Origin of the sequence: Streptomyces sp. NBC_01288 (assembly GCF_035982055.1) — a bacterium.
GTDB lineage: Bacteria > Actinomycetota > Actinomycetes > Streptomycetales > Streptomycetaceae > Streptomyces.
In genome coordinates, this window is the sequence record NZ_CP108427.1 from 2,315,831 (window position 1) to 2,339,547 (window position 23,717).

Here is a 23,717-nt window from a genome sequence, read left to right on the forward strand (position 1 = left end):
GGAGGCGATGCTGTGCACAGGGCACCGGAGCACACCTTACGGACGGCCAGGGACCGGGAGCTCGCGCCGTGGCCGCATGCCGTGCTCGACGTGGCGGCCCTGCGGCGGGCAGGGCAACGGGCCTTTCCCTTCCGGCAGTTCGTGCTCAAAGTGCACGGGCGGTGCAATCTCGACTGCACCTACTGCGTCATCTATCAGGGCCAGGACGCCGGTTGGCGCGACCGGCCGGCCCGGGTGAGCCCGGAGGTGATGCGGCAGACCGCCCGCCGGATCGCCGAACACGCCGTCGCGCACCGGCTGTCGGAGGTGCGGATCGATCTGCACGGCGGGGAACCGCTGCTGTCCGGGCCCGAGACCGCGCTCGCCTATACCGCCGCCGTGCGCGCCGCGTTACCCTCCCGCACCGCGCTGCGGACCACCGTGCAGACCAACGGCACGCTGGTCACCGAGCGGACCCTGGACCGGCTCGCCGACGCGAACATCCGGGTCGGGCTGAGCCTGGACGGGGGCACCTCCGTACTGAACCGGCGCCGGGTGGACCACGCGGGGCGTTCCTCCTGGCCGGCCGCCGCGCGGGCCGCGCGTCTGCTCGCCGACCGACCCGAGCTGTATGCCGGGATCCTGTGCGCCATCGACATCACCAGCGACCCGAAGGACGTGTACTCCTCGCTGGCCGCGCTGCGACCGCCCCGCCTCGACCTGCTGCTGCCGCACGCCAACTGGTCCAGTCCGCCGCCCGGGTTGGCCGCCCGTCCGCCGCGTGACGCCCGCGCGCAGCGGGCCGTGCCCACGCCGTACGGCGACTGGCTGGCCACCGCCTTCGACCTCTGGTGGGACGGCCCGCCGGACGGGACGCAGCCGCGGGTGCGGCTGTTCACCGAGATCGTGGCACTGCTGCTCGGCGTCCCCAGCGCCACCGAGTCCGTCGGGCTGTCGCCGACCTGCGCGGTGGTCGTGCACACGGACGGCGCCGTCGAGCAGATCGACTCCCTCAACCTCGCCTACGACCGCGCCACCGCCACCGGGTTCGACGTCTTCGGCGACAGCTTCGACGAGGCGCTCGACCATCCCGGGATCGCGGCCCGTCAACTCGGCGTCGAGGGGCTCGCGGACGAGTGCCGGGCGTGTCCGGTCGGGCGGGTGTGCGGCGGCGGCAACTACGGGCACCGGTACTCCGCCGGGACGGGCTTCCTGCACCCTTCCGTCTACTGCGCGGATCTGGAACAACTGGTCCGGCACGCGGCCCGACGGCTGAGTGCCGTAATGCCCGAGGACCGACCGCGCATCGACTAGGGTGCACGCGAAAACTCGCGAAACGGTTTAAACGTAGTCAACGAGTCCATTTTCGGTGTAAGGGGAGACGGTCGGATGACCGACAGGTCCAAGGGCGCCGAGTCCCACGAGCACTTCACCATCAGCTACGCGGGATTCAACCGGCCGTGGGCCACCTGGATCGCCCACCAGCTGGAGCAGTTGGGGCACGAGACGACCCTGCTGCGGTGGGACCCGCCGAAGCAGATGTCGCTCGGCGACGCGCTGCGCAATCTGCTCCAGTCGCCGGGCCGGGTGCTGCTGGTCCTCGACGACTGGTACTTCTCGCTGGGCCCGCGCACCGACGCCGAGTGGACGCAGGCGCTGCACGAGGTGGTGCCGCCGCACATCGACCGGTTCTCGGCGGTCAGCGTGGCCACCCGGGCGCTGCCCGCCACCGCGGCCCCGCTGCGCCCGGTCGATCTCCGCGACCTCGATTCGCGCGAGGCCCGGCGCCGTATCCTGCGCCGCCTGGACCTGGACGCGGCCACCGCGCCCAGCCCGGTGAGCGGCACCGCGCCGCGCTTCCCGAACGACCCGCCCGCCGTGTGGAACGTACCGCGCCGCAATGTCCGCTTCACCGGCCGCGACACCATCCTGGAGAAGCTGCACGCCGGCTTCGAGGAGGGCGGACGCGGCGGTGCCCGGGTCGCGCTGCGCGGTATCTCGGGCGTCGGCAAGAGCCAGATCGCCATCGAGTACGCGCACCGGTTCGGCAACGACTACGACATCGTGTGGTGGGTGGGGGCGCGGTTCCGGGCGCCGGCGCGTGAGCAGTTCGCGCAGTTGGCGCCGCGGCTCGAACTGCCGGTCGGGCAGGAGCTGGGCGAGCGGATCCGCGCGGTGCACGAGGCGCTGCGCACCGGCCGGCCGTTCCGCCGCTGGCTGCTCGTGCTGGACAGCGCCGACGACATGGAGCAGATCGAGGACCTCCTCCCGGAGGGCAACGGCCATGTCCTGATCACCACCCTCACCCAGGACTGGGCGGCCTCGGGCAGCGTCACGGAGATCGAGGTGCAGCCCTTCCGCCGTCCCGAGAGCGTGGCCTACGCCCGCCGCCGCGCCCCGCGGCTGACCGAGGCCGAGGCCGACGATCTCGCCGACGCCGTACAGGACCTGCCGCTGCTGCTGGCGCAGACGGCGGCCTGGCTGGACGCCAACGTCATGCCGGCCAAGGACTATGTGGCGATGATCCGGCGCGGCGAGGCCAGCCAGATCGGCATCCGGATCTCCTCGGACTACCCGATGGGTTTCCAGACCAGTTGGTCGATAACTCTGAACACGCTTCAGGAGAACAACCCCGAAGCGGTGGAGCTGCTGCACCTGTTCGCGCTGTTCTCGCCGGACGCCATCCCGGTCCGGCTGATGCAGGCCGCCCACCCGTCCGACCTGCCGGCCCATCTGGCCGCGCTCGCCGGCGACCCGATCCGCTGGCACACGGCGCTGCGCAGACTGTCCGAGTCGACCGCGGTCCGCCTGGACTACGTCGAGTCCTCGGAGGCCGAGCCGTCCGTGGACCGCGTGTCCATGCACCGCCTCTACCACAGCTTCCTGCTCAGCACCCTGACCGAGGACCGCCGCGAGGCGCTGTCGACGATCGCCTGCACGCTGCTCGCGGGCGCCGATCCGCGCCGGCCCAACGACACGCGTGAGTGGACGCGGTACGCGGAGCTGATCCCGCACCTGGAGACCGCCGGGGCACTGGACAGCCGTGAGCCCGTGGTCCGGCAACTCGTCCTGAACTGCATCGACTACATGCGGGTGCGGGGCGAGAACCGGACCGCGCTGCGATTGTGCGAGCAGACCGTCGCCCGCTGGCGCACCCGGCTCCAGCCCGACGAGCGGGACATGCTGGTGCTGACCCACGACCACGCCAACATGCTGCGGCGCAGCGGCCGTTACCGCGAGGCGGAGGCCGTCGGCCGTGCCGTCCTGGACCAGCTCACGGAGACCCGCGCCGACGACGACCCCGATCTGCTGCGCGCCAAGAACGGCCTGGCCGGGACACTCGTGTCGCTGGGCCGCTACGACGAGGCCCACCGGATGTTCGAGGACTGCGTCCACGCGTACTCCGACACCCTGGGCGCCGAGGCCCCGCGCACCCTCCAGGACCGCGGCAACCTCGCCGTCGTCACCAGCCTGCTGGGCCGGTACGAGGAGTCGCTGCTGCTGCACCGCGACATCCTGCTGATCCGGGAGCGGCTGCTGAACCCGCGCCACCATCTCACCCTGCGTTCCGGCATGTTCTACGCCTGGATGCTCAGGCTGCTTGGCCGGTACGCCGAGGCCACCTCACGGCAGGAGCTCAACGTCCGGGCCCACCGGCAGGCGATGGACCGGTTCACCCCGCAGACCCTGTTCGCCGAGCACAATCTCGCGCTGTGCATGCGGCGCACCGGTGATCTGCTGAGCGCCGAGTCGCTGATGCGCAGCGTGGTGGAGCGGTTCGTGCAGCGGCAGGGGCCGCGCCATCCCGACGCGCTGCTGGTGCAGGCCGACTTCGCGACCTTCAACCGCGAGCACGGCAATCTGGAGCAGGCGCGGGAGATGGCGACCACCGTGGCCGAGGACTACGCCCGTCTGGTCGGCCCCGAACATCCTTACGCCGTCGGCACGTTGGGCAATGTCGGGCTCGCCCTGTGGGAGTACGGGGAGCGGGACGAGGCGCTACGGATCGCCGAGCAGGCGCTGACGCGGATGCGGGCGGCGGTCGGCTCCACCCATCCGTGGGCGCTCGGCGCCGCGCTCAACGCGAGCGGCGCGCGAAGTCTGGCCGGTGACGAGGAGGGTGCGGCCCGACTCAGCCGTGACGTCCTGGAGTCGGCGCGCGCGACCCTCGGCGAGACCCACCCACTCACCCTGTCCTGCAAGGCCGCCCTGGCCGGTGACCAACGCGCCCTGCGCCGCGGCCAGGAGGCCACGAAGCTGGAGAACGAGGCGCTCCAGCAACTCTCCGACACCCTCGGGCCACAGCATCCGCACACCCTGTCCGTGCGCCGCAGGGAGCGTCCTTACTGGGATTTCGAACCGCTGACTACGTGACGCCCGCGGACCCGCCCGCAACGGGAGTCACCAGGGCCCCAGGGCCGCTAGCATGGCCGAGTTCCTTAGCCCAAGGGGGACTTCGGCCTTCTTGAGAGGTAGATCGTGCGGGGAAGAGAAGGGGACGGCCCCTCCAGGCTGGGAGAGCGGGGGCCGGGTGGCGTGCTGCCCGACTTCACGGATCTGGATCTGAGGACCCTGTCCCGTCAGTCATCGCATCCGGTGCTCGCCGCGGTGGCCAGCGGCCTGTTGCCCCGGATGCTGCGCGGCGAACCCGCGATGGCCTTCTACGAGGACGGCCCCTACCAACTGTGACCGCCCTGTGGCCCCTTGAGAAACTCGACGTCGCGGCCTTACGGCGGTCCGGGTTGCGGGCCGTGCCGTTCCGGCAGTTCGTCCTCAAGGTCAACGGCCGCTGCAATCTCGCGTGCAGTTACTGCTACGTCTACGAGGGCGCCGACAGCAGCTGGCGGGACCGCCCCAACCGGGTCTCCCCCGCCGTCGTACAACGCACCGCGACCCGGATCGCCGAGCACGCCGCGACCCACCAACTGACCTCCCTGCAGATCAACTTGCACGGCGGCGAGCCCCTGCTGGCCGGGGTGTCGAACCTCGTCGCCCAGGTCAACGCGGTGCGCGAGGCGGTCCGCGACCGCTGTGGCCGAAGCTGCACTGTTGACGCCTCCGTACAGACCAACGGCACGCTCCTCACCGAGCACGCGGTGGCCGAACTCGCCGACGCCGACGTCCGGATCGGGGTGAGCCTGGACGGCGGCACCCCCTGGCTCAACCGGCACCGGCTCGACCACGCGGGCCGCTCCACGTGGGCGAGGACCGCGGCCGGGCTCCGGGTGCTGCGCGGCCGGCCGGAGGCGTACGCCGGGATCCTCAGCGTGATCGACCCGGACTCCGATCCCGCCGAGGTCTACTCGTCGTTGACGGCGTTCGAGCCCCCTTCGATGGATCTGCTGCTGCCGCACGCCAACCACGCGTTCCCGCCCGCCGCGAAGGGCCCGCATCCCTACGGCGGCTGGCTCGTCCGGCTCTTCGACCTGTGGTTCGACGCGGGTGAACGGGCCGTGCCGATCCGGCTGTTCCACGAGATCATCGCCCTGCTGCTCGGACTGCCCGGCCGCGCCGAGGCGGTGGGCAACTCGCCCGTGGTCGCCGTCGTCGTCGACACCGACGGCACCATCGAGCAGGTCGACTCGCTGAAGACCGCCTACGCCGGCGCGCCCGCGACGGGCTGCAACGTCTTCGACCACACCTTCGACGACGTCCTGGACCATCCGGGCGTGGTGGCACGGCAGTTGGGCACCGACGCGCTCTCCCCCACCTGCCTCATCTGCCCGCTCGCGGAGGTGTGCGGGGGCGGCAACTACGCGCACCGCTACCGCCCGGTCGAGGGATTCCTCAATCCCTCCGTGTACTGCGCGGACCTGGACCTCCTCATCCGGCACATCGCACACCGAGTCCGCAGCGCCGCCGACGCCCACGTTCCGGGCGGACCAATCAACGCCCTCTGACCACAAGGCTGTTGATGGCGCGCCAGAATTGGGGAAGGTAAGGAAAGGATTTCGGCTCACCAACGGGGGAAGTGCTGCATGGCGATCGTGACAAGGGTGGCTGCGGACGGCCCGGACCGGGAACGGCCGATCTACGTGGAGGTCGACACCGCGCCGACGCCCGACGGTCTCAAGGACATGTACGACGGGATCGACACCCGGGAGAACGCCGCGGAGCGCGTACTGGCGGTGGCCCGGGACGTCTACGGCGACGGCCTGGAGCTGGCCCGGAACTGCGCCCGGCAGGCGGCGGGCCGGCTCCACGACCTCGGTGAGGGGCTGACGCCCGACGAGGTGGAACTGCAGCTGTCCATCAAGCTCGACGCCGAACTCGGGGCGTTCCTGGTGAAGTCGGGGGCCGAGGCACAGCTCCAGGTGACCTTCCGCTGGACACCGGGCAGCGCGTCGTGACCGGTGGGCTCGACGGCTCGGACGTGCACATCCTGCCGTACAGCCATGTGGTCGGACAGGCCGAGCTGAAGCTCGCGCTCGAACTCAACTACATCGCGCCGCGGATCGGCGGTGTCCTCATCAGCGGACAGCGCGGCACCGCCAAGTCCACGGTGGTGCGGGCCTTCTCGCTGCTGACCGGGGGCGAGCTGCCGGTCACCCTGCCGATCAACGCCACCGACGACCGGGTGCTGGGCGGCTGGGAGCTGGACGCGCTGATGCGGGGCGAGGCGCGGACCCAGCCGGGGCTGCTGGAGGAGGCCGGCGAGAAGGGGATGCTGTACATCGACGAGGTCAACCTGCTGGACGACCACATCGTCAACATCATCCTGGACGTCGTCTCCACCGGTGTGCTGTCCGTGCAGCGCGAGGCCATCGACACGGTACGGAACATCGCCTTCGGTCTGGTCGGCACGATGAACCCCGAAGAGGGCGGTCTGCGGCCGCAGTTGCTCGACCGGTTCGGTCTGATGGTCGCCGTGTCCGAGCTGGACCAGGAGCAGCGCCGGGCCATGGTGCTGGCCGTGCTCCGCTTCGACGACGCGGCCGGTACGGACTCCCCCTGGCTGGCCGAAGGACTCGACCGGGACCGGGAGTTGCGCGAGCGCCTCGACCGGGCCCGGGACGGTGTGCAGGACGTGCGGCTCAGCGAGGACATCGCGAAGCTGTGCGCCGATGTCGCCACCCGGCTGCGGGCGGTGGGCCATCGCGGCGAGGTCGTCACCGCGTGGGCCGCCCGCGCGCTGGCCGCCTTCGAGGAGGCGGACGCCGTGACCACCGACCATGTGCGCCGGGTGGTCCCGCTCTCCCTGCGGCACCGGAGGCCGGAGGCGGCGCACGGCGGTCCGGTCGAGTGGACGGCGGAGGAGTCGGAACTGCTCGACGGGCTGCTGGGATGAGCGCGCCCGCCGACGCCCGCCCGGTCGGACCCCGGCAGCGCCTGTTACAGGTCCTGGCCTGCTCCGCGCTGGGCCCGGGCCTCGACGGGGTGCTCCTGTTCGACCTGGAGCCGGAGATGGTGGCCCCGGTGACGGACGCGTTCGCCGGCCTGCTCCAGCTCCGCGAGCAGCGTCCCGTACGGCGGACGACGCTCGGCTCGGTCACCGGCGACGACGAGTTGTGGCTGCGCCCGACGCTGCGCCACGACGGCAACGGCGTCAACTTCTCTTTGGCACCGGGCCCGTTGGTGGACAACACCCCCGACTCGGCGATGGTCGTCGTGGTGCCCGACCTGGTCCGCCTCAGCCTCCCGGGCATGCGAGCGGCCGTACAACTCCTGGGCGCCGACGTGGCAGCGGTCGAGCGGTCGGGCTTCCGGGCCCGCTGGCGCCCCCGCGCCCGCTGGCTGGCCGCCTGCCAGGAAGCGGAGATCGGCCGCCTCTCCCCCCACCTCCTGGACCGCTTCCCGATCCGCCTCAACGCGGCCGGCCTACGGCGGACCAGTAGCGGCCCCGACCGGGTGCTCGACGCGCTCGACGGCCGTGAACCCGAGCCGGGCCTGGGCGAGTTGCCACCGTCCTGGCGCAACGCGCTCACGGCCCGGACACGTCCGGCGTGCACGCTCACCGAGGAGGCGGCGGCGCACGCGGTGGGCCTGTTCCGCGGGGACACGAGCGGTCGACGGGCGATCGGACTGGCCCGCTTGGCCCGGGTGCTGGCCGTGGTGAACGGCGCCGAGACCTGCGGCCCCGACCGCGTCGACGAGGCCGCCCGGCTGCTGGGCGTGGCCGCGCCCCTGACCTCCCCGACGGGCAACGGCCGCTCCACCAACGGCACTTCCCTCGCCACCGGCAACGACACCGACGGCAAGCCACCGCCGCCCGAGCAGCCGAAGCCGGACCCGGTCCCCGAGGACACCGGCCCGGCGGGTCAGGCGGGCGGCGCGATGGCGCTTCCGGCAGGAGCCGCCGAGGCCCTGGACACCTTCGCGGCCGACACGGGAGAGGGACCGGGCTCACCCTTCCCGGAGGACGACGCACGGTTCCTCCGGGAGTTCGCACCGCTGCGCATCCCCTGGCAACGGCGTCCGGAGCCAAGTTCCGCACGGGGCCCGGTCATAGGGGTCAGGTCCGCCACCACTCTCCGGGACCTGGCCGTCGTGGCTACCGTCGTCGAGGCGGCCAAACACCAGAACCTGCCCGGCCGCCGCACACTGCGCGCGAACGGGGACGGCCAACTGGTCGTCCTGCCAGGCGACTTCCGCAGCTACGCCCGCCTCCCGGTGGCCGAACGCATGCTGGTGCTCCTCCTGGACCACACCTGCCGCCGAGGCTGGGACTGGCAACCGGCGCTCGCCCCCTACCTCCAGTGGGCCTACACGGGACGGGCCTCGGTCTGCCTGGTGGAGGTGGGCGGCAAGGACGCGGCCCACGAGTTGCGGGCCGACCACTTCATCGCCCGCAGCGTCCTGGACCCGCGCGTCGGCGGCGCCCTGCACCGCCGCCCCGGCCGCAGCAGCCCCCTGGCCCACGGCCTCACCCTCACCGACCAGCTCCTGCGCCGAGCCTTCCAACAACGCTCCAACCTGGTCGAGGCCTGGCTGGTGGTCGTCTCCGACGGCCGAGGCAACGTCCCCCTCGACGCCAGCGCAGGCGGCCGCCTCCTGGCCCCGGTCCGCCGCACCGGCATCGACGACGCGATCACAGCGGCCGCCCGCATCGGCGCGATGGGCCGCATGCGCCTCCACTCCGTGGTGATCGACGCGGCCCGCCAGCCCCACCCCGACCTCCCGTTCCTCCTGGCCGACGCGCTGGGCGGCGTAACGGTGGCGGGCCGCACGACGCGGGGGGCGATACCCCGTGCCCACTAAACACGCTGTGCATCAACCCGCTAAAGGGGCGCGGGGAACGGCGCGACCAGCCACAACGCACCCGCACCCGACCGACAACACCACACCGGGGGTGACGAATGCCCGCTGAACCTCCCGGCCCCCGGCCCCTGGGCGGAGCCGTCCCCCTAGGCCCCGGCACCCCTGCCCGCAGGCCAGAGCCCGAAGCACTCACCGCCCCCCGCACCGCAGGCATACCCGAACACGTCGCCGACCCGTACGAACCCGTACCGCTAGCGGCAGCACCCGTAGACCCGAACGCCCAACTCCCCGTCGGATTCGCGAAGTTGGAAGTAACCAAGGCCTACGACGACCGAGGCCAAGAGGTGTTCTGGCTGACCGGCCACAGCGGCGACCTGGAACTCTCCCTCGACTCGGACGACACCCGCCTACGCCCGACCGACCTCGCCCTCAGCAACCTCCGCCCCGACGGCTTCCCGCCCACCGAGATCTTCCGCGCGGTAGCCGAATGGTCCGGCCGCCAAGAGGACGTGGTGCGCTGGATCAACGAACTCCGCGCCCGCTTCGGCTCCGAACTGCACCTCGTCATCTGGGACGACACCGACTACGACATCCCGTGGGAGATGCTCCGCCTCACCGGCGGCCATGACCACGGCGTCGCCGACGGCATCCTCGGCGCCCTGGTGACCGTCGTGCGCTGGACCACCATCCGCGAGGCCGGCCGCACGCCGTTCAACGAACCCGCGGTCTGCTCGGGCCACGTGCTGGGCTACTACGCGGAGGAGATGCGCCGCGACGCCACGGTGTTCGAGAACTTCGAGCACATCGGCCACTTCGGCACCACCCGCACCTTCCTCACCGAACTCGCCCGACCGGGCCTCGGCGCCGGCCTCGTCTACATGGGCTGTCACGCCACCCACGGCCCGAACCTGTACAAGCTCAAGCTGGGCACGGTCACCTGGAACGAACTCAACGGCCTGGACATGTCCGCGCTGGACGGCCGCCGCACCTTGGTGTGTCTGAACGCCTGCCACTCGGCCCGGTTCGTGAACAACCGCCCGCTCGGCGAGAACGCCCTGCGCGGCTTCGCCGAACTCTTCCTCCGCAAGGGCGCGGGCGGCTGCATCGCCACCTCCGGCAAGGTCGGCGACGACGTGGCGCACACCCTGATCCGCGATCTGGTAGGACGGCTCTGCGCCGACCCCGAACTCCCGGTGGCGCGGGCGCTGCGCGACTTCCGGGCCGCCGCCGTGGCCCGGCTGCCCGACCCGCTGCCGTTCGTCTACGGCGACGACGACACCTTCAACAGCGAGGGTCAGTTGGAGATGCTGCCGATCCTCTACAGCTTCATGTTCCTCTACTTCGGACACCCCTTGACCACGCTCCGGCTCAGCGTCCGGGCGCAGGAGGCGAGGACATGAGCGGTGATCCCGCTGCGTTGATGATCGAGCCCCTCGTGGGCTGGCCCCGCAGGGCCCAGGCGGGGCAGAGCTATCTCGTCACCGTCGACCTCAACGGCCCGGCGGCGCCCGAGGACTGGCCGTACGAGGAGGAGGAGTTCGACTTCGGCGTCTCCCTGGACGGCTCCCGCCGCTTCGTGTGCGAGGCCCTGAACGAACCCAGCGTCGTGCTGCACCGCTTCGGCGGCACCTACGGCCCGGCCCGCTTCGTGATCAAGGCGAGCCTGGCGCCGGGACCGGGCACGATCGGGCTGACCATCAGCAACCGCTGGGGTGTTCCGGTCCGTACCGTCGAGCTGCCCAGCGAGATCGTCGCGGACGCCGTCGTAGGACAGGGGCATGTCGTGGTGCCCGCGCTGAACGGCGCGACCGCGACCCTGCCGGCCGAGCACACCGTCCCCGGGCAGCGCGTCGGACGGCGTCCGGTGTCCGGTGTCTGGTCGCCGCACCACATCACGGTCAGCTACGCCGGCACCGACCGCGCGTGGGCCGTGTGGACGGCGCGGCAGTTGGAGCGGCACGGCTGCCGGACGTTCCTGCTGCGCTGGGACCCGCCGCCCGGGGTGCCGCTGGCCCGGCTGCTGGCCGATCTCCTCGGCGCCCCCGGCCGGGTGCTGCTGCTGCTCGACGAGGAGTATCTGCGGCTCGGGCAGCGCACCGAGCTCGAATGGGGCGACGCGCTGGGCTCAGTGGTCGCCGCGGACCCCGACCGGTTCGCCGCCGTGGACCTCTCCGCGCGCACGCTCCCGGCGGCGACCGCCGTGCTGGGTCCGGTCAGTCTGCGCGAACTGGACCCGGCCGAGGCGCTGCGCCGGCTGCTGGCCACCCTCGATCTCCAGGACGCCCGGCCGGAGCCCGAGGACGAGTCCGTCGCCCCCCGCTTCCCGGACGCGCCGCCCGCGGTGTGGAACGTGCCGCGCCGCAACTTCCGTTTCACCGGCCGCGACACGGTCCTGGAGGAACTCCGCGCCCTCTTCGAGAACGGCCCGCCCACGGGCGCCCGGGTCGCCCTGCGCGGCATCTCGGGCGTCGGCAAGAGCCAGATCGCCATCGAGTACGCGCACCGGTTCGCCAACGAGTACGACGTCGTCTGGTGGATCAGCGCGAGCTTCCGGGCCACGGCCCGCCAGCAGTTCGCCGACCTCGCCGAACCGCTCGGCCTCGCCGACAGCAGCGCCCTGCCCGAGCGGGTCCGCGCGGTCCGCGAGGCCCTCCGCACCGGCCGCCCGCACCGCCGCTGGCTGCTCGTCCTCGACAGCGCCGACGACCTGGAACAGGTCTACGACCTTCTCCCCGAGGCCGGCGGCCATGTCGCGGTGACGACCGTGACGCAGGGCTGGACGGCGTCCGGCGGGGTCGCGGAGGTCCAGGTGGAGCGCTTCACCCGGGCGGAGAGCATCAGTTACGCCCGCCGGCACGTGGAGCGGCTCACCGAGGAGGAGGCCGACCAACTCGCCGACGCCGTCGAGGACTTCCCGCTTCTACTGGCCCAGACGGCGGCCTGGCTGGACGCCAACCGGATGTCGGCGGCCGAGTACATCGGGCTGCTGCGCCGGGCCGACGCCGACGAGATCGGCATCCAGACCCTGCCGGACTACCCGATCGGCTTCCAGACCAGCTGGGCCCTCACGCTCGACTCCCTGGAGCAGGACAGCCCCGAGGCGACCGAACTCCTGCGCCTGTTCGCCATGTTCTCCCCCGGCTCGATCCCGGTACGGCAACTCCAGCGGGCCCGTCCCGGCGATCTCCCCACGCTGCTGGCCGAGTTGGCCGTCGACCCGGCCCGCTGGCTCGGCGCACTGCGCCGCCTCTCGGAGTCGACTGCCGTACGGATGGACTACGTTCAGCCCTCGGACAGCGTCGGCTATGTGGACAGCGTGGAGATGCACCGCCTCTACCACCGCTTCCTGCGCCGCACCCTCACCCCCGGCGAACGCGACGAACTCTCGGCGGTCGCCTGCCGGGTGCTGGTCTCGGCGGACCCCCGGTCGCCGTCCGAGGTCGCCAACTGGCCGGTGTACGCGGAGCTGTTGCCGCATCTGCACCCGTCCGGCGCCCTGGAGAGTTCCGAGGACGCGGTGCGTGACCTGGTGCTCAACTGCATCGAGTACCTGCGGCTGCGCGACGAGGAGAGCACCGGACTCACCCTGTGCGAACAGGTGCTGGCCCGCTGGCGGATCAGGCTCGCGCCCACCCATCCATCGATGCTGGTGCTGGTGCACCAGCACGCCAACATGCTGCGCCGGTGCGGCCGTTACCGCGAGGCGGAGGCCGTGGGCAGGGCCGTCGTCGAGCAACTCGCCGAGGAGCGGCCCTCCGGCGACCTCGACCTCCTGCGGGCCGAGGCCGGTCTGGGCGGCTCCCTGATGGCGCTCGGCCTCTTCAAGGAGGCCCACCAGCTCTTCGAGGAGGTCTGGCGGGCCTACGACGCCCTCGACGGACCGGAGGCCCTCCGCACCCAAGCCTGCCTCAACAACCTCGGCGTCGCCCTCGGCCTCCTCGGCCGCTACCAGGAAGCGGCCGACGTGCACGCCCAACTCCTGGTCCGGCGGCGGGAGTCGTTCGGTTCGGACCACCAGTCGACCCTGCTCAGCGGTCTCACCTACGCCCGCTCGCTGCGTCTCCTGGGCCGCCACCAGGACGCCACCGCGCTCCAGGAGACCAACTCCCTGCTGCACCGGCAGACCATGGGCGACCATCACCCCCAGACGCTGGCCGCCCAGCACAACCAGGCGCTGTGCCTGCGTCGTTCGGGCGACGTCCCGGCCGCCGCCGACCTGCTGCGCGTCCTGGTCGAACGGTGCCGGAACCTCCAGGGCGTCCGGCATCCGATGACCCTGATGGTGCAGGCCGACCACGCCTCCTTCCTGCGCTCGCACGGCGATCCCACCGAGTCCGCCGAACTCACGGACGCGGTGGCGGACGGCTACCGGCATCTCCTCGGCGACGATCACCCGTACACCGTGGGCGTCCTCGGCAACCGCGGCCTGCTGCTGTGGCTCGCCGGCGACCGGGCCGCCGGGGCCCGGCTGATCGAGCAGGCGCTGCGGGGCATGACGAACGCCGTGGGCGCCGACCATCCGTGGTCCCTGGGCTGCGCCCTGAACGCGGCGGCGGTCCGCCGGCTGTCGGGCCGGCCCGAGGAGGCGGCCGAACTGCGCCGGGAGACCCTGCTGCGGGCCCGCGCCGCCGTCGGCCCCGACCATCCGCTCGTACGGGCCTGCGAGGACGCGCTCGCGACCGGAGCGGAGGAACCACCCGGCTGGGACTTCGAGCCGCAGCCCATCTGAAGCCCGCACGAAGCCCCTCAGAAACCGGTCCGCACCCCGTCCGAACTGCCTTTCCGGGCCCCAGCATTGGGGTCCGGCCTGAGGACACTGTGCGCGACCTGTGAGTCCGCTGATTCTCATCGGCCGCTCAGTGAAGGCTCAGCAACGGCACAGACGGGGACCGGAAAGTCACCGTCATGAACGAACAGAACGCGGGAGGCGTCCGGCAGCGGTCGGTCGAGATCGTGGTGCCGGTGTACAACGAGGCGCACGTCCTCGCCGGCAGCATCGGCCGTCTCCACGCATACCTCGAAACGTCCTTCCCGTTCCCGTTCACGATCACCGTGGCGGACAACGCGAGCACCGACGCCACCTGGCAGGAGGCGCTCGACCTCACCCAGCGGCTGCCGCACGTGCACGCCGTGCACCTCGACGCCAAGGGCCGGGGCCGCGCGCTGAAGCAGGTGTGGAGCCGGTCCGAGGCGGACGTGGTCGCGTACATGGACGTCGACCTGTCCACCGGCCTCGAAGGCTTCCTGCCCCTGGTCGCCCCGCTCCTGTCCGGCCACAGCGACGTGGCCATCGGCAGCCGGCTGCACCGGCAGTCGGCGGTCCAGCGCGGTGCCAAGCGGGAGTTCATCTCCCGCTCCTACAACCTCCTCCTCAAGGCAGGCCTCGCGGCCCGCTTCTCGGACGCGCAGTGCGGCTTCAAGGCCGTCCGCACCGAGGTGTTCCGGGCGCTCGCCCCGCACATCGAGGACACCGCCTGGTTCTTCGACACCGAGCTCCTCGTCCTCGCCCAGCGCAACAAGCTCCGTATCCACGAGGTCCCGGTCGACTGGATCGACGACCCCGACAGCCGTGTCGACATCGTCCGCACCGCCCTCGACGACCTCAAGGGCATGCGCCGCATGTTCAAGCAGACGATCACCGGCCGCGCCCGCATCGCCGCCGTACCCCGCCGCACCCGCACCACCACCCCTGTCCTGCCCGTCGGGGCGCCCGCCTCTTCCGCGGAACACCTGGAGTACGCGTCATGACGACCCTCGCCCCGCCCCCCAGTCAGGAAGACGCCCGGCGCTCGCACCGGGCCGGTCCGCCCGCCGACGGCGGCGTCGCCGCCCGTGCCAGAAGGCTGTTCACGGGCCCGGAGGACGACCCGCGCTGGGCCCGCCCCGCCCTGTGGGGCATCCTGCTCCTCGCCACGGCGCTCTACGCCTGGAACCTGACCTCGATCACCGGCAACACCTTCTACGACGCGGCCGTCTACAGCGGCACCAAGAGCTGGAAGGCGTTCTTCTTCGGCGCGCTCGACTCCGGCAGCTTCATCACGGTCGACAAACCACCGTTCGCCCTCTGGGTGATGGGCCTCTCCGCCCGCGTGTTCGGTTACGGCACCTGGCAGTTGATGCTGCCGATGGTCGCGGCGGGCACCGGCTCGGTCGCTCTCCTGTACCGGCAGATCAAGCGGGACTTCGGTCCGATCGCGGGCACGATCTCCGCCCTGGTCCTCACCCTCACCCCGATCACGGTCGCCATCACCCGCGACACCAACCCGGACCCGATCCTCGTCCTGCTGATGATGCTCGGCGCCGCGGCCCTCATGAAGGCCGTCCGCAACGGCAGGTTGATGCCGCTGGTGTGGTCTGCGGTCGCGATCGGCTTCGCGTTCAACACCAAGATGATGCAGGCGTACGTCGTCCTGCCCGTGTTCTTCCTCGTCTACCTCTGGGCGACGAACGTCTCCCTCGGCAAGCGCGTCCGCAACCTCGCCGTCGCCACCGTCGCGCTGATCGTCTCCAGCGCCTGGTGGATGGTGATCGTCGACCTGATCCCCGCGTCCTCCCGCCCCTACATCGGCGGCTCCACCGACAACACGGTGTGGGACCTCGTCATCGGCTACAACGGCTTCGGCCGCATCTTCGGCGCCAGCTCCTCGGTCGGCTCGCAGGGCAACGGGGCGAGTTTCGGCGGCAGTTCGGGCCTGTACCGGATGTTCAACGAGATCATGGGCGGCCAGATCTCCTGGCTCATTCCCTTCGCGGCCATCGCCCTCGTCGGCGGTCTGGTACTGCGCGGCCGCACTCCCCGCACGGACGCCAAGCGCGCCGCGCTGATGCTCTGGGGCGGCTGGTTCGTCCTCCACTTCCTGACGTTCTCGCTCGCCGAGGGCACGTTCCACCCGTACTACGTCACCGCCATGGCCCCCGGCATCGCGGCGCTGGCCGGTGCGGGCGGGGTCCTGCTGTACCGCGCCTTCCGTGAGGGCTCGGCGGCCAAGTGGGCCTGGGTGCTGCCGGCGGCGATCGCGGCCAGCTCGGTCTGGGCGGTCGTCCTGCTCCAGCGGGTCTCCGGCTCCGGCACGGTGTACACGGTCGCGGAGATCGTGGTCGGTGTGGCGGGCATCGCCTCCGTACTCGGCCTGCTGGTGGGCCGGTTCACCAAGCGCCACCGTCTGATGGGCTTCGCGGCGCTGGCCGCCGTCGTCGCCCTCCTCGCCGGTCCCGCGGCCTACTCGGTCTCGGCGGCGACCTCCTCGACCAACGGCACCAACCCGACGGCCGGTCCCAGCACCGGTGGCGGCATGGGTGGCGGCGGCGGCATGGGCGGCGCCCCGGGCGGCAGTTCCAGCGGCACCAAGGGCAAGACGGGCAGCGCGCCGAGCGGGTCGGGTTCCGGCAAGATGGGCACGCCGCCGTCCGGTGGCACGGCTCCCTCGGGCACCGGCTCGTCGACCGGCAAGACCGGGACGACCGAGGCGGGCACCGAGTCCGGATCCACCTCCAAGTCCACGTCCGAGTCCGGTACGCAGCAGGCCGGTGGCGGTATGGGCGGCGGCTCCCAGGTCTCGTCCGAGATGATCACGTACCTCAAGAAGCACCAGGACGGGGCGACTTGGCTGCTGGCGGTCTCCACCGACCAGACGGCGTCCTCGATCATCCTGGAGTCGGGCCAGCCCGTGATCTCCATGGGCGGCTGGTCCGGCAGCGACAACGCGATGACCCTCGCCAAGCTCAAGTCCCTGGTGAAGTCTGGCAAGTTGCACTACATCATCGTCAGCAGCGACGGCGGCCAGGGCACCAACTCCGCGATCACGGCCTGGGTCAAGGCCCACGGCACTGCGGTCAAGTCCTCGGCGTACAGCAGCAGTTCCGCCACGACCTCGACCTCATCGTCGTCGTCGACGAGCAGCGGCCTCTATCGCCTGGACGCCTCCGACGTCGGCTGAAGCACTCCCCCGCACCATCCCCCAGCCACATCTCCCGACAGGACGGGCCGCCGGTGACCCCGGCGGCCCGTCCGCTTGTCCATATCCGTCTGTCCGCATCCGCGCGATGGAGGGCGTAGCGGCAGGCCCGCGCGTCCTCACATCCGGGATCTCAGCACGTCGACCTCGCAGCCCGGCGCGAACGGGTCGAAGCCGTGCTCGCCCAGCCAGCGGACCACCAGCAGACTTCGCACCGACCACCACGCGCGGATCACGTCGAGGTCGACGTCGGTGCCGTAGCCGGCGAGGAGGTCACCGAGGTGCTCCTCGTGTCCGAGCGTGAAGGTGGCGAGGTCGTACAGGGCGTCGCCCGGGCCCGCCTCGGACCAGTCGATGATGCCGGTGACCTCGTCGCCGTCGACGAAGACGTGCGCGATCTGGAGGTCGCCGTGCGTGAACGCCGGAGTCCACGGCCGGAGCGCGGCCTCGGCGACCTGGCGGTTGCGGGTGACCAGGTCGGCGGGCAGGACGCCGTTCGTCACGAGCGAGTCGCACTCGGCGTCGAGTTCCGCCGTCAACGCGTCGACGCCCTTTCCCCGGGCGGGCCAGGGCGGCAGGGGCGCCTCGTGCAGCTTCCGGATGGCGGCACCCGCCGCGGCCCATGCCGCCGCCGACCCGGTCGACGGCCCGCCGAGGCGGCCGAGTGTCGTCCCCGGGACCGCCGCGATCGCGAGCGCGGGCGGCTTCTGCCACAGGACCTCCGGCGTCGGGACCGGCGCGAGGGCCATCGCCTCGACCTCTGCGTCGACACGCGCCCGATCGGCGTCCACCTTCAGAAACACGTCGCCCACGCGCAGGGTCGCGCGCTCGGAATGGGCGACGACGACTTCGACCTCATCCATGGGCGATCAGTATCCCGGGGACGATCGCCGACGTCGCCGGGTTTATGGCGTGCGCCTACGCGGCGACCGTCGCGACCGGGAATCCCGGTGTACGGCGGACCCGTCGTCCGGCGTCGACCGCGAACACTTCACAGCCGGGCCGGGCGGCGGCCCAGTCGACGCCTTCCGGGCCCATCGCGAAGGCCGCGGTGGCCGTGGCGTCCGCCTCGGTGAGGGAGGCGGCCACGACGGAGATGCTGAGCAGGCCGGTCGCGGGAGCGCCGGTGCGGCCGTCGACGATGTGGTCGCCGCGCTCGTAGCGCGCGGAGGTCGCCACCGCCCCGCCGGTCAGCTCAAGGACCGTGCACAGCTGGTCGGCGTGTTCGGGATGCCGTACGCCCACCCGCCACGGACCGCCGGCCACGACCACGTCGCCACCGGCGTTGAGGATGAAGCGCCGGGCGCCGGCGGCGGTGAGGAGTTCCGCCGCCCGCTGCACCGACCAGCCCTTGACCACCGCGCAGGGGTCGAGGGGTCGGCCGGGCAGCCGGACGTCGAAGGCGCCGCCGGTCGCGAGCCGGTACTGCTCACAGAGGTCGAGCACCTCCGTCAAGTCCGCGCTGAGGTCCCGGAGTTGGAGCTCACCGCGGTCGTAGCGGCAGACCTCGCTGTCCGGGCGGAACGGGCTGAAGCGGGCGTCGACCTCGCGCAGCCAGGCGAACAGCGCGTCCGCCACTTCGTCCCGGATGCCTTCGTCGTCGACGCGCAACGACACCGGGAACCCCATGACGTGCTCAACTCGGCGCATGTCAGGCGCCCTTGGCGTCGATCGCGGCCTGGAGCGACTGGACGTAGGCGTCGCTGGTGATCGTGGCGCCGGACACCGTGTCGATCTTCGAACTCTGCGCCTTGAGGGTTTCCTCGATCAGTACCGGGACGGCCGCCGTGGTCTGCGGGTGGTCCGGCTGCTGGAGCATGCTCACGGAGCTGATCTTGTCGCCCTCGAAGGTCACCTGCACCTGCACGGTGCCCTTGTCGGTGTTGATCGCGGTGCCCTGGACGACCTTCTTCGAGGACGCGGAGGGGGTCGACGAAGACCCGGACGACGACGAGGACGGGGACGACGACGAGGCCGTAGGAGTCGGTGTCGAGACCGCCTCAGTCGTGGTCGTCGAACTCGTGGTCGTCCCGATGGACGGCTCGTAGCGCCACACGGGGATCAGACCCGCGACGGACAGCACCAGGACAGGTATGACTCGCTTCACGATATGTCTCTCATCCCGCCAGGCTGAAGCGTTCGAAGTGGATCTGCTGCTTGGGCACGCCCATGTCGCCGAGGCTGCGCAGCACCGCGTTCATCATCGGCGGCGGTCCGCAGAGGAAGACGTCGCGGTCGGCGATGTCCGGTACGAGCCGGGCGAGTTCGCGCGGGGCGAGCTTGTCGGGGACGGGCGGGCCGGTGAGCAGGTGCAGTTCGGCACCCTTGGCCCGGGCCAGCTCGGCCAGTTCGCCGTAGAGGACGGCGTCGCGTTCGGCGGAGACGCGGTAGATGACGACCGCGTGGCCCTCCAGGTCCTCCAGCAGGGCGCGGATCGGGGTGACGCCGACGCCGCCCGCGATGAGCAGGGACTCCGGCTTCGTGCGGTGCAGGGTGGTGAAGGCGCCGTAGGGGCCCTCGGCGAAGACGCGGGTGCCGACCTTCAGGTGGCGGAGGGCCGCCGTGCCGGCGCCGGCCGTTTTCGCGGTGAGGCGGAGGCGGGTGCCGTCGGGGGCGGCCGAGAGGGAGAAGGGGTTGGCCTGCCACCAGCGGTCCTTCGTCAGGAACCGCCAGAGGAAGAACTGGCCCGCCTGGGCCGGGAGTTGGTGGAGGTCGCGGCCCGTGATGTAGATCGAGACGACGTTGTCGGACTCGGGGACCACCGCCTCCACCCGGAACTGGTGGCGGAGGTTGCGCCACAGGGGCAGGACCAGCCGGCCCAGGGCGACCGAGCCGAGCGCGACGCCCCACACCGCGTACCAGTACGTCGTGGCGGCGGGCGACGCGGTGAACGTCGTACCGACCGCGACCTGGTGGGTGAAGGCGAGGACCACCGCGACGTAGGTGTAGAGGTGGATGAAGTGCCAGGTCTCGTAGGCGAGTCGGCGCCGGGCGTAGCGGGCGGAGGTCGCGCCGATGACGAGGATCAGGGCGAAGGCGACGAGCGCGCGCAGGATGCCCTCGGTGGTCTCGGCCAGGTCGACGACCTCGCCGACCGGGCCGGTGTCGGTGCCCTGGGCGTAGCCGAAGGCGATGAAGACGAGGTGCCCGAGCAGCGTCCAGAGCAGCGCGAAGCCGGTCCAGCGGTGCCAGTTGGTGAGCCGGTCCATGCCGATCCGGCGGTCGAGCCAGGGCAGGCGGGCCACCAGCAGCAGCTGGAAGGCCATGACGAGCGCGCCGTAGAGGCCGAGGAAGCGGCCGATGACGATGAGCGCGTTGGAGGCGAATCCGGCCTGGGCGAAGAAGACGGTCACCACGGCGACGTTCGCGGCCAGCACGGCGTACAGGCCCGTGCGGGCCACCACCCTGGGGCGTATCGCCGTGGGGGGCGCAGGGGGTGATTGGACGGTCGTCACGGACGGCAGCTCCTTGATCGGGTCCTGGGAGACGAGCTTGACCTCGGGGGGCTGTCGTTTTCCTGTCGGACAACTTTCAAGTGCTTATCGATGTGGGTGTGGCGGTGCCGCGGGTCTGGCGTCGATCGGTGTGTGGCGCAGTATGAGCGGGTGGACAAAGTACGACTCCTCGTCGTGGACGACGACCCGCCGATCGCCGATCTTGTCGCGACGGTCGCCCGGTACGAGGGCTGGGAGGCCGCGTGCGCGTACTCCGGTGAGGAGGCGCTGACCGTGGCCGCCGAGTTCAGACCGGACATCGTGGTGCTCGACCTGATGCTGCCCGGCCTCGACGGTTTCGGTGTGCTGGACCGGCTGCGGCACTCCGGGACGATGGTGCCCGTGGTGTTCCTCACCGCGCGGGACGCGGTCGCCGACCGGGTCGCGGGGCTGACCCGGGGCGGTGACGACTACCTGGTCAAACCGTTCGCGGTGGAGGAGCTGATGGCCCGGCTGCGGACCGTGCTGCGGCGCAGCGCCGGGCCCGGTTTCCAGCGGTCGGTCCTCCAGGTCGCGGACCTCACGATGGACGAGGACACGCGCGAGGTGCGCCGCGGCGACCGCCTCCTCACGCTCACCCCGACCGAGTACGAGGTCCTGCGCTACCTCATGCGCAAGTCTCCGACCGTCCTCACCAAGGCGCAGATCCTCGACCACGTGTGGGAGTACGGCTTCGGCGGCCGCTCCAATGTGGTGGAGCTGGTGGTCAGCCGCCTGCGCCGCAAGCTGGACGAGGGGCACGATCCGCTGATCCACACCGTGCGCGGCTTCGGCTATGTGATCCGGCAGGCCGCCGAGTGATCCGACGACTGCGCCACAACTGGCGCCGGGTACGCCTGGGCACCCGCCTGGCCCTGGGCGTGGGCGTGCTGTCCCTGATCGTGTTCGCGGTCGTCGGCACGGCCCTGACGATGTATATGCGGGACTATCTCCAGCGCCAGGTCAGCGACCAGATGAAGCTCGTCCAGGTCGTCCAGTCCAAGGACGCCCAGGTCCACGGCATCGTCCAGGACAAGCCGTACTACGGTTGGTACACGGCGGTCTACGACGTCAAGGGCACGACCGCGAAACTCCGCGAGCCATCCGATGTACCGGACGACACCAGCGCGCTCACCGCCCTCGCCAGGACGATGGCGCACTCCACCACGGAGATCTCCCGCACGGTGACGATCGACGGCGAGGGCACCTACCGGCTGCGGGCCTGCCAGGTCGACCCCGGTGTGGTCCTGGTGAGCGCGGCCCCGCTGGCGGACGTGCAGGGCACCGTACGGCAGCTGGTCACGGTCCAGGTGGTGGCGTTCGCGCTGGCGCTGCTGGTGCTGGTGGTCATAGGGCGGAACCTGCTGCGGCGCGGGCTGCGCCCCCTCAGCGACATGGCGACCACGGCCCACGGCATCGCCTCGCACGACCTCACCGAGTCGGCGGCCCGGCTGCCGCTGCGCGCCGAGCGGGGCGACGGCGGGCCCGAGGTGGAGGAGCTGCGCACCGCGTTCAACACGATGCTGGAGCACATCGACGACTCCCTCGCGGTGCGCGCGGAGGCGGAGCAGCGGCTGCGCCGGTTCGTCGCGGATGCCTCGCACGAGCTGCGGACCCCGCTGATGTCGGTGCGCGGCTACGCGGACCTGTTCCAGTACGCGGCGGCGAACGTCCCCGAGGAGCGCGACAAGCACCTGGCCCGGCTGCGCGCCGAGGCCGCCCGCATGGGCGTCCTCCTCGACGACCTCCTCCTGCTGGCCCGCCTCGACGCGGCGGACGTGGAGACTCCGCTACGGCCGGAGGACGCGGACCTGGTGGACCTCGTGGGGCAGGCGGCGGACGCCTTCCGCGCCGGGCACCGGGACCACCCGCTGACGGTGTCGGTGCCCGAGTCCCCGGTCCCGCTGCGCGTCGACCCGGTCCGCATCCGGCAGGTGCTGGACAACCTGCTGGCCAACGCGGCCGTGCACACCCCCGCCGGGACGCGGGTGTCGGTGTCGCTGTCGGTCGCCGCCGGCACGGCATCCGTGCGGATCGCCGACGCGGGCCCCGGCATCCCGGAGGACGACCGGGCCCGGGTCTTCGACCGCTTCTACCGGGTCGACAAGGCCCGCACCCGGGACCGCGGCGGCAGCGGGCTGGGCCTCGCGGTGGCCCGGTCGCTGGCGAAGGCGCACGGCGGCACCGTGGAGCTGACGTCCGAGCCCGGCGCGACGGTCTTCACCGTGACGATCCCACTGGGTGCGGCGTCGTACCGGTGACGATCCTGTCGGGCGCGGCCTCGTCCCGCCGAGAATCCGGGCGGGACGGCTTCGTCCCGGTGACGACCCTGTCGAGGGCGGCTTCGTCCCGGTGAACGCGGGTAGCGCGCGCCGTCCCTCGCTCTAGGCTCGGCGCCAGGCTTGTGCCACCATTACTGACGTGGCGTCACCTGAGACTCAGGACACTCAACTGGCTCTGCCTCATCGCCAGTTGCCGCGCCTCGAAGCCGGGAAGCCGCCGTCACATCCCGCGCCACACGTTGTCGTAGGCCGCGTCCTCGACACTCTTCCGCTGCCGTACGGCCTCCAGCTCCGTCACCGCGTCGTGGACCACGGCGATGACCGTGTCCAGCGACTCGTCGGTGACCTTGGCGGAGTCCTCGTCGGACACCTCGCGGACACCGGCGGCCGCGGCGAGCTGGGCGAGGACGGGCTCGTCCTGGGACCAGCGGTCCGCCGCGCGAGTACGGGCCGGGGAGTCGACCAGGGCCGTCCGCCCGGTGCGGACCGGGATCCAGCGCCCGCGCTGCCGGGCGACCAGTCCCTCCGCCTCCAACGCGGCGAGATACGCGGAGGACAGGCTGCGCCCGCGCCGCCACAGCCAGTCCTCGACCGACTCGTACGGCGCCTCCCGCACGAGCGCGGCCGCGGCCTGGTCCAACAGGCCGTCCTCCAAGGGGACTTGGGGGTTCGGCACGATCAGGTCGCCGTCCAGCACGACGGCTCCGGCGGCGAGGAGGTCGACCACCTCCGCTCCGGCGAGAGCGAGCGACAGATCACCCGTCTCGACGGGGCGGTCGGGTGCGACATCCATGGCGACGATCATCAGGTCCCGCGGTGTGCTCATAGGT

The 23,717-nt window shown here is 71.7% G+C and carries 18 protein-coding genes; 13 read left to right on the plus strand and 5 right to left on the minus strand.

The annotated features are described in order from the left end of the window. Positions 1 to 12: 12 nt before the first annotated feature. The 11 genes from OG194_RS10155 to OG194_RS10205 all read left to right on the plus strand — a co-directional run bounded on the left by OG194_RS10155 (position 13) and on the right by OG194_RS10205 (position 17,114). Positions 13 to 1,293 (plus strand): FxsB family cyclophane-forming radical SAM/SPASM peptide maturase, encoded by a 1,281-nt coding sequence (locus tag OG194_RS10155; RefSeq protein WP_442811525.1) that lies wholly within the window; start codon positions 13 to 15, stop codon positions 1,291 to 1,293. 75 nt (positions 1,294 to 1,368) lie between these two features. Further along, positions 1,369 to 4,353, plus strand: coding sequence for an FxSxx-COOH system tetratricopeptide repeat protein (gene fxsT / locus OG194_RS10160; protein ID WP_327400529.1), 2,985 nt, complete (start codon positions 1,369 to 1,371; stop codon positions 4,351 to 4,353). A 162-nt stretch (positions 4,354 to 4,515) separates the two neighbouring features. Continuing rightward, positions 4,516 to 4,668: a YxD-tail cyclophane-containing RiPP peptide gene (locus OG194_RS10165; RefSeq protein ID WP_327400530.1), complete on the plus strand. Its 153-nt coding sequence runs from the start codon at positions 4,516 to 4,518 to the stop codon at positions 4,666 to 4,668. Beyond that, positions 4,665 to 5,879: an FxsB family cyclophane-forming radical SAM/SPASM peptide maturase gene (locus OG194_RS10170; protein ID WP_327400531.1), complete on the plus strand. Its 1,215-nt coding sequence runs from the start codon at positions 4,665 to 4,667 to the stop codon at positions 5,877 to 5,879. The genes OG194_RS10165 and OG194_RS10170 overlap by 4 nt, the downstream gene beginning before the upstream one ends. Positions 5,880 to 5,957: 78 nt before the next feature. Beyond that, complete coding sequence (locus OG194_RS10175; RefSeq protein WP_327400532.1) at positions 5,958 to 6,329, plus strand: CU044_2847 family protein; 372 nt, start codon at positions 5,958 to 5,960, stop codon at positions 6,327 to 6,329. Then, the gene (locus tag OG194_RS10180) at positions 6,326 to 7,267 is read left to right on the plus strand and encodes an AAA family ATPase (protein WP_327400533.1); all 942 of its coding nucleotides are present in this window, start codon (positions 6,326 to 6,328) and stop codon (positions 7,265 to 7,267) included. Before OG194_RS10175 ends, OG194_RS10180 begins: the two co-directional genes overlap by 4 nt. Beyond that, positions 7,264 to 9,177 (plus strand): magnesium chelatase, encoded by a 1,914-nt coding sequence (locus tag OG194_RS10185; protein ID WP_327400534.1) that lies wholly within the window; start codon positions 7,264 to 7,266, stop codon positions 9,175 to 9,177. The genes OG194_RS10180 and OG194_RS10185 overlap by 4 nt, the downstream gene beginning before the upstream one ends. Before the next feature lie 98 nt (positions 9,178 to 9,275). Further along, positions 9,276 to 10,577, plus strand: a complete 1,302-nt coding sequence (locus OG194_RS10190; RefSeq protein WP_327400535.1) for a CHAT domain-containing protein — start codon at positions 9,276 to 9,278, stop codon at positions 10,575 to 10,577. Continuing rightward, positions 10,574 to 13,906, plus strand: a complete 3,333-nt coding sequence (fxsT, locus tag OG194_RS10195; protein ID WP_327400536.1) for an FxSxx-COOH system tetratricopeptide repeat protein — start codon at positions 10,574 to 10,576, stop codon at positions 13,904 to 13,906. Before OG194_RS10190 ends, fxsT (OG194_RS10195) begins: the two co-directional genes overlap by 4 nt. Positions 13,907 to 14,082: 176 nt before the next feature. Next, complete coding sequence (locus OG194_RS10200) at positions 14,083 to 14,925, plus strand: dolichyl-phosphate beta-glucosyltransferase (protein WP_327400537.1); 843 nt, start codon at positions 14,083 to 14,085, stop codon at positions 14,923 to 14,925. Continuing rightward, positions 14,922 to 17,114, plus strand: coding sequence for an ArnT family glycosyltransferase (locus OG194_RS10205; RefSeq protein WP_327400538.1), 2,193 nt, complete (start codon positions 14,922 to 14,924; stop codon positions 17,112 to 17,114). The genes OG194_RS10200 and OG194_RS10205 overlap by 4 nt, the downstream gene beginning before the upstream one ends. A 137-nt stretch (positions 17,115 to 17,251) precedes the next feature. Here the strand turns inward: OG194_RS10205 and OG194_RS10210 are convergent, their stop codons facing one another. The 4 genes from OG194_RS10210 to OG194_RS10225 are packed head-to-tail and all read right to left on the minus strand — an operon-like array spanning position 17,252 to position 20,587. Continuing rightward, a complete protein-coding gene (locus OG194_RS10210; protein WP_327400539.1) occupies positions 17,252 to 17,995 on the minus strand; it encodes a phosphotransferase family protein in 744 nt (247 codons plus the stop codon). Between the two features lie 55 nt (positions 17,996 to 18,050). Then, positions 18,051 to 18,782 carry an FAD:protein FMN transferase gene (locus OG194_RS10215; protein WP_327400540.1) on the minus strand — a complete coding sequence of 244 codons (732 nt, stop codon included), beginning with the start codon at positions 18,780 to 18,782 and terminating at the stop codon, positions 18,051 to 18,053. A 1-nt stretch (position 18,783) separates the two neighbouring features. Then, positions 18,784 to 19,239 (minus strand): FMN-binding protein, encoded by a 456-nt coding sequence (locus OG194_RS10220; protein WP_327400541.1) that lies wholly within the window; start codon positions 19,237 to 19,239, stop codon positions 18,784 to 18,786. Positions 19,240 to 19,249: 10 nt separating this feature from the next. Beyond that, positions 19,250 to 20,587, minus strand: a complete 1,338-nt coding sequence (locus OG194_RS10225; protein WP_327400542.1) for a ferredoxin reductase family protein — start codon at positions 20,585 to 20,587, stop codon at positions 19,250 to 19,252. Between the two features lie 150 nt (positions 20,588 to 20,737). Here OG194_RS10225 and OG194_RS10230 point away from each other — a divergent pair, with 150 nt between their 5' ends. Together OG194_RS10230 and OG194_RS10235 are read left to right on the plus strand one after the other, a co-directional pair. After that, positions 20,738 to 21,427 carry a response regulator transcription factor gene (locus tag OG194_RS10230; RefSeq protein ID WP_327400543.1) on the plus strand — a complete coding sequence of 230 codons (690 nt, stop codon included), beginning with the start codon at positions 20,738 to 20,740 and terminating at the stop codon, positions 21,425 to 21,427. Then, entirely contained in the window at positions 21,424 to 22,866 is a 1,443-nt protein-coding gene (locus OG194_RS10235) for a sensor histidine kinase (RefSeq protein WP_327400544.1), read from the plus strand. The genes OG194_RS10230 and OG194_RS10235 overlap by 4 nt, the downstream gene beginning before the upstream one ends. Before the next feature lie 241 nt (positions 22,867 to 23,107). On the opposite strand, the gene OG194_RS10240 is transcribed toward OG194_RS10235, so the two are convergent. Next, positions 23,108 to 23,713, minus strand: coding sequence for a GOLPH3/VPS74 family protein (locus OG194_RS10240; protein WP_327400545.1), 606 nt, complete (start codon positions 23,711 to 23,713; stop codon positions 23,108 to 23,110). Between the last annotated feature and the right edge of the window lie 4 nt (positions 23,714 to 23,717).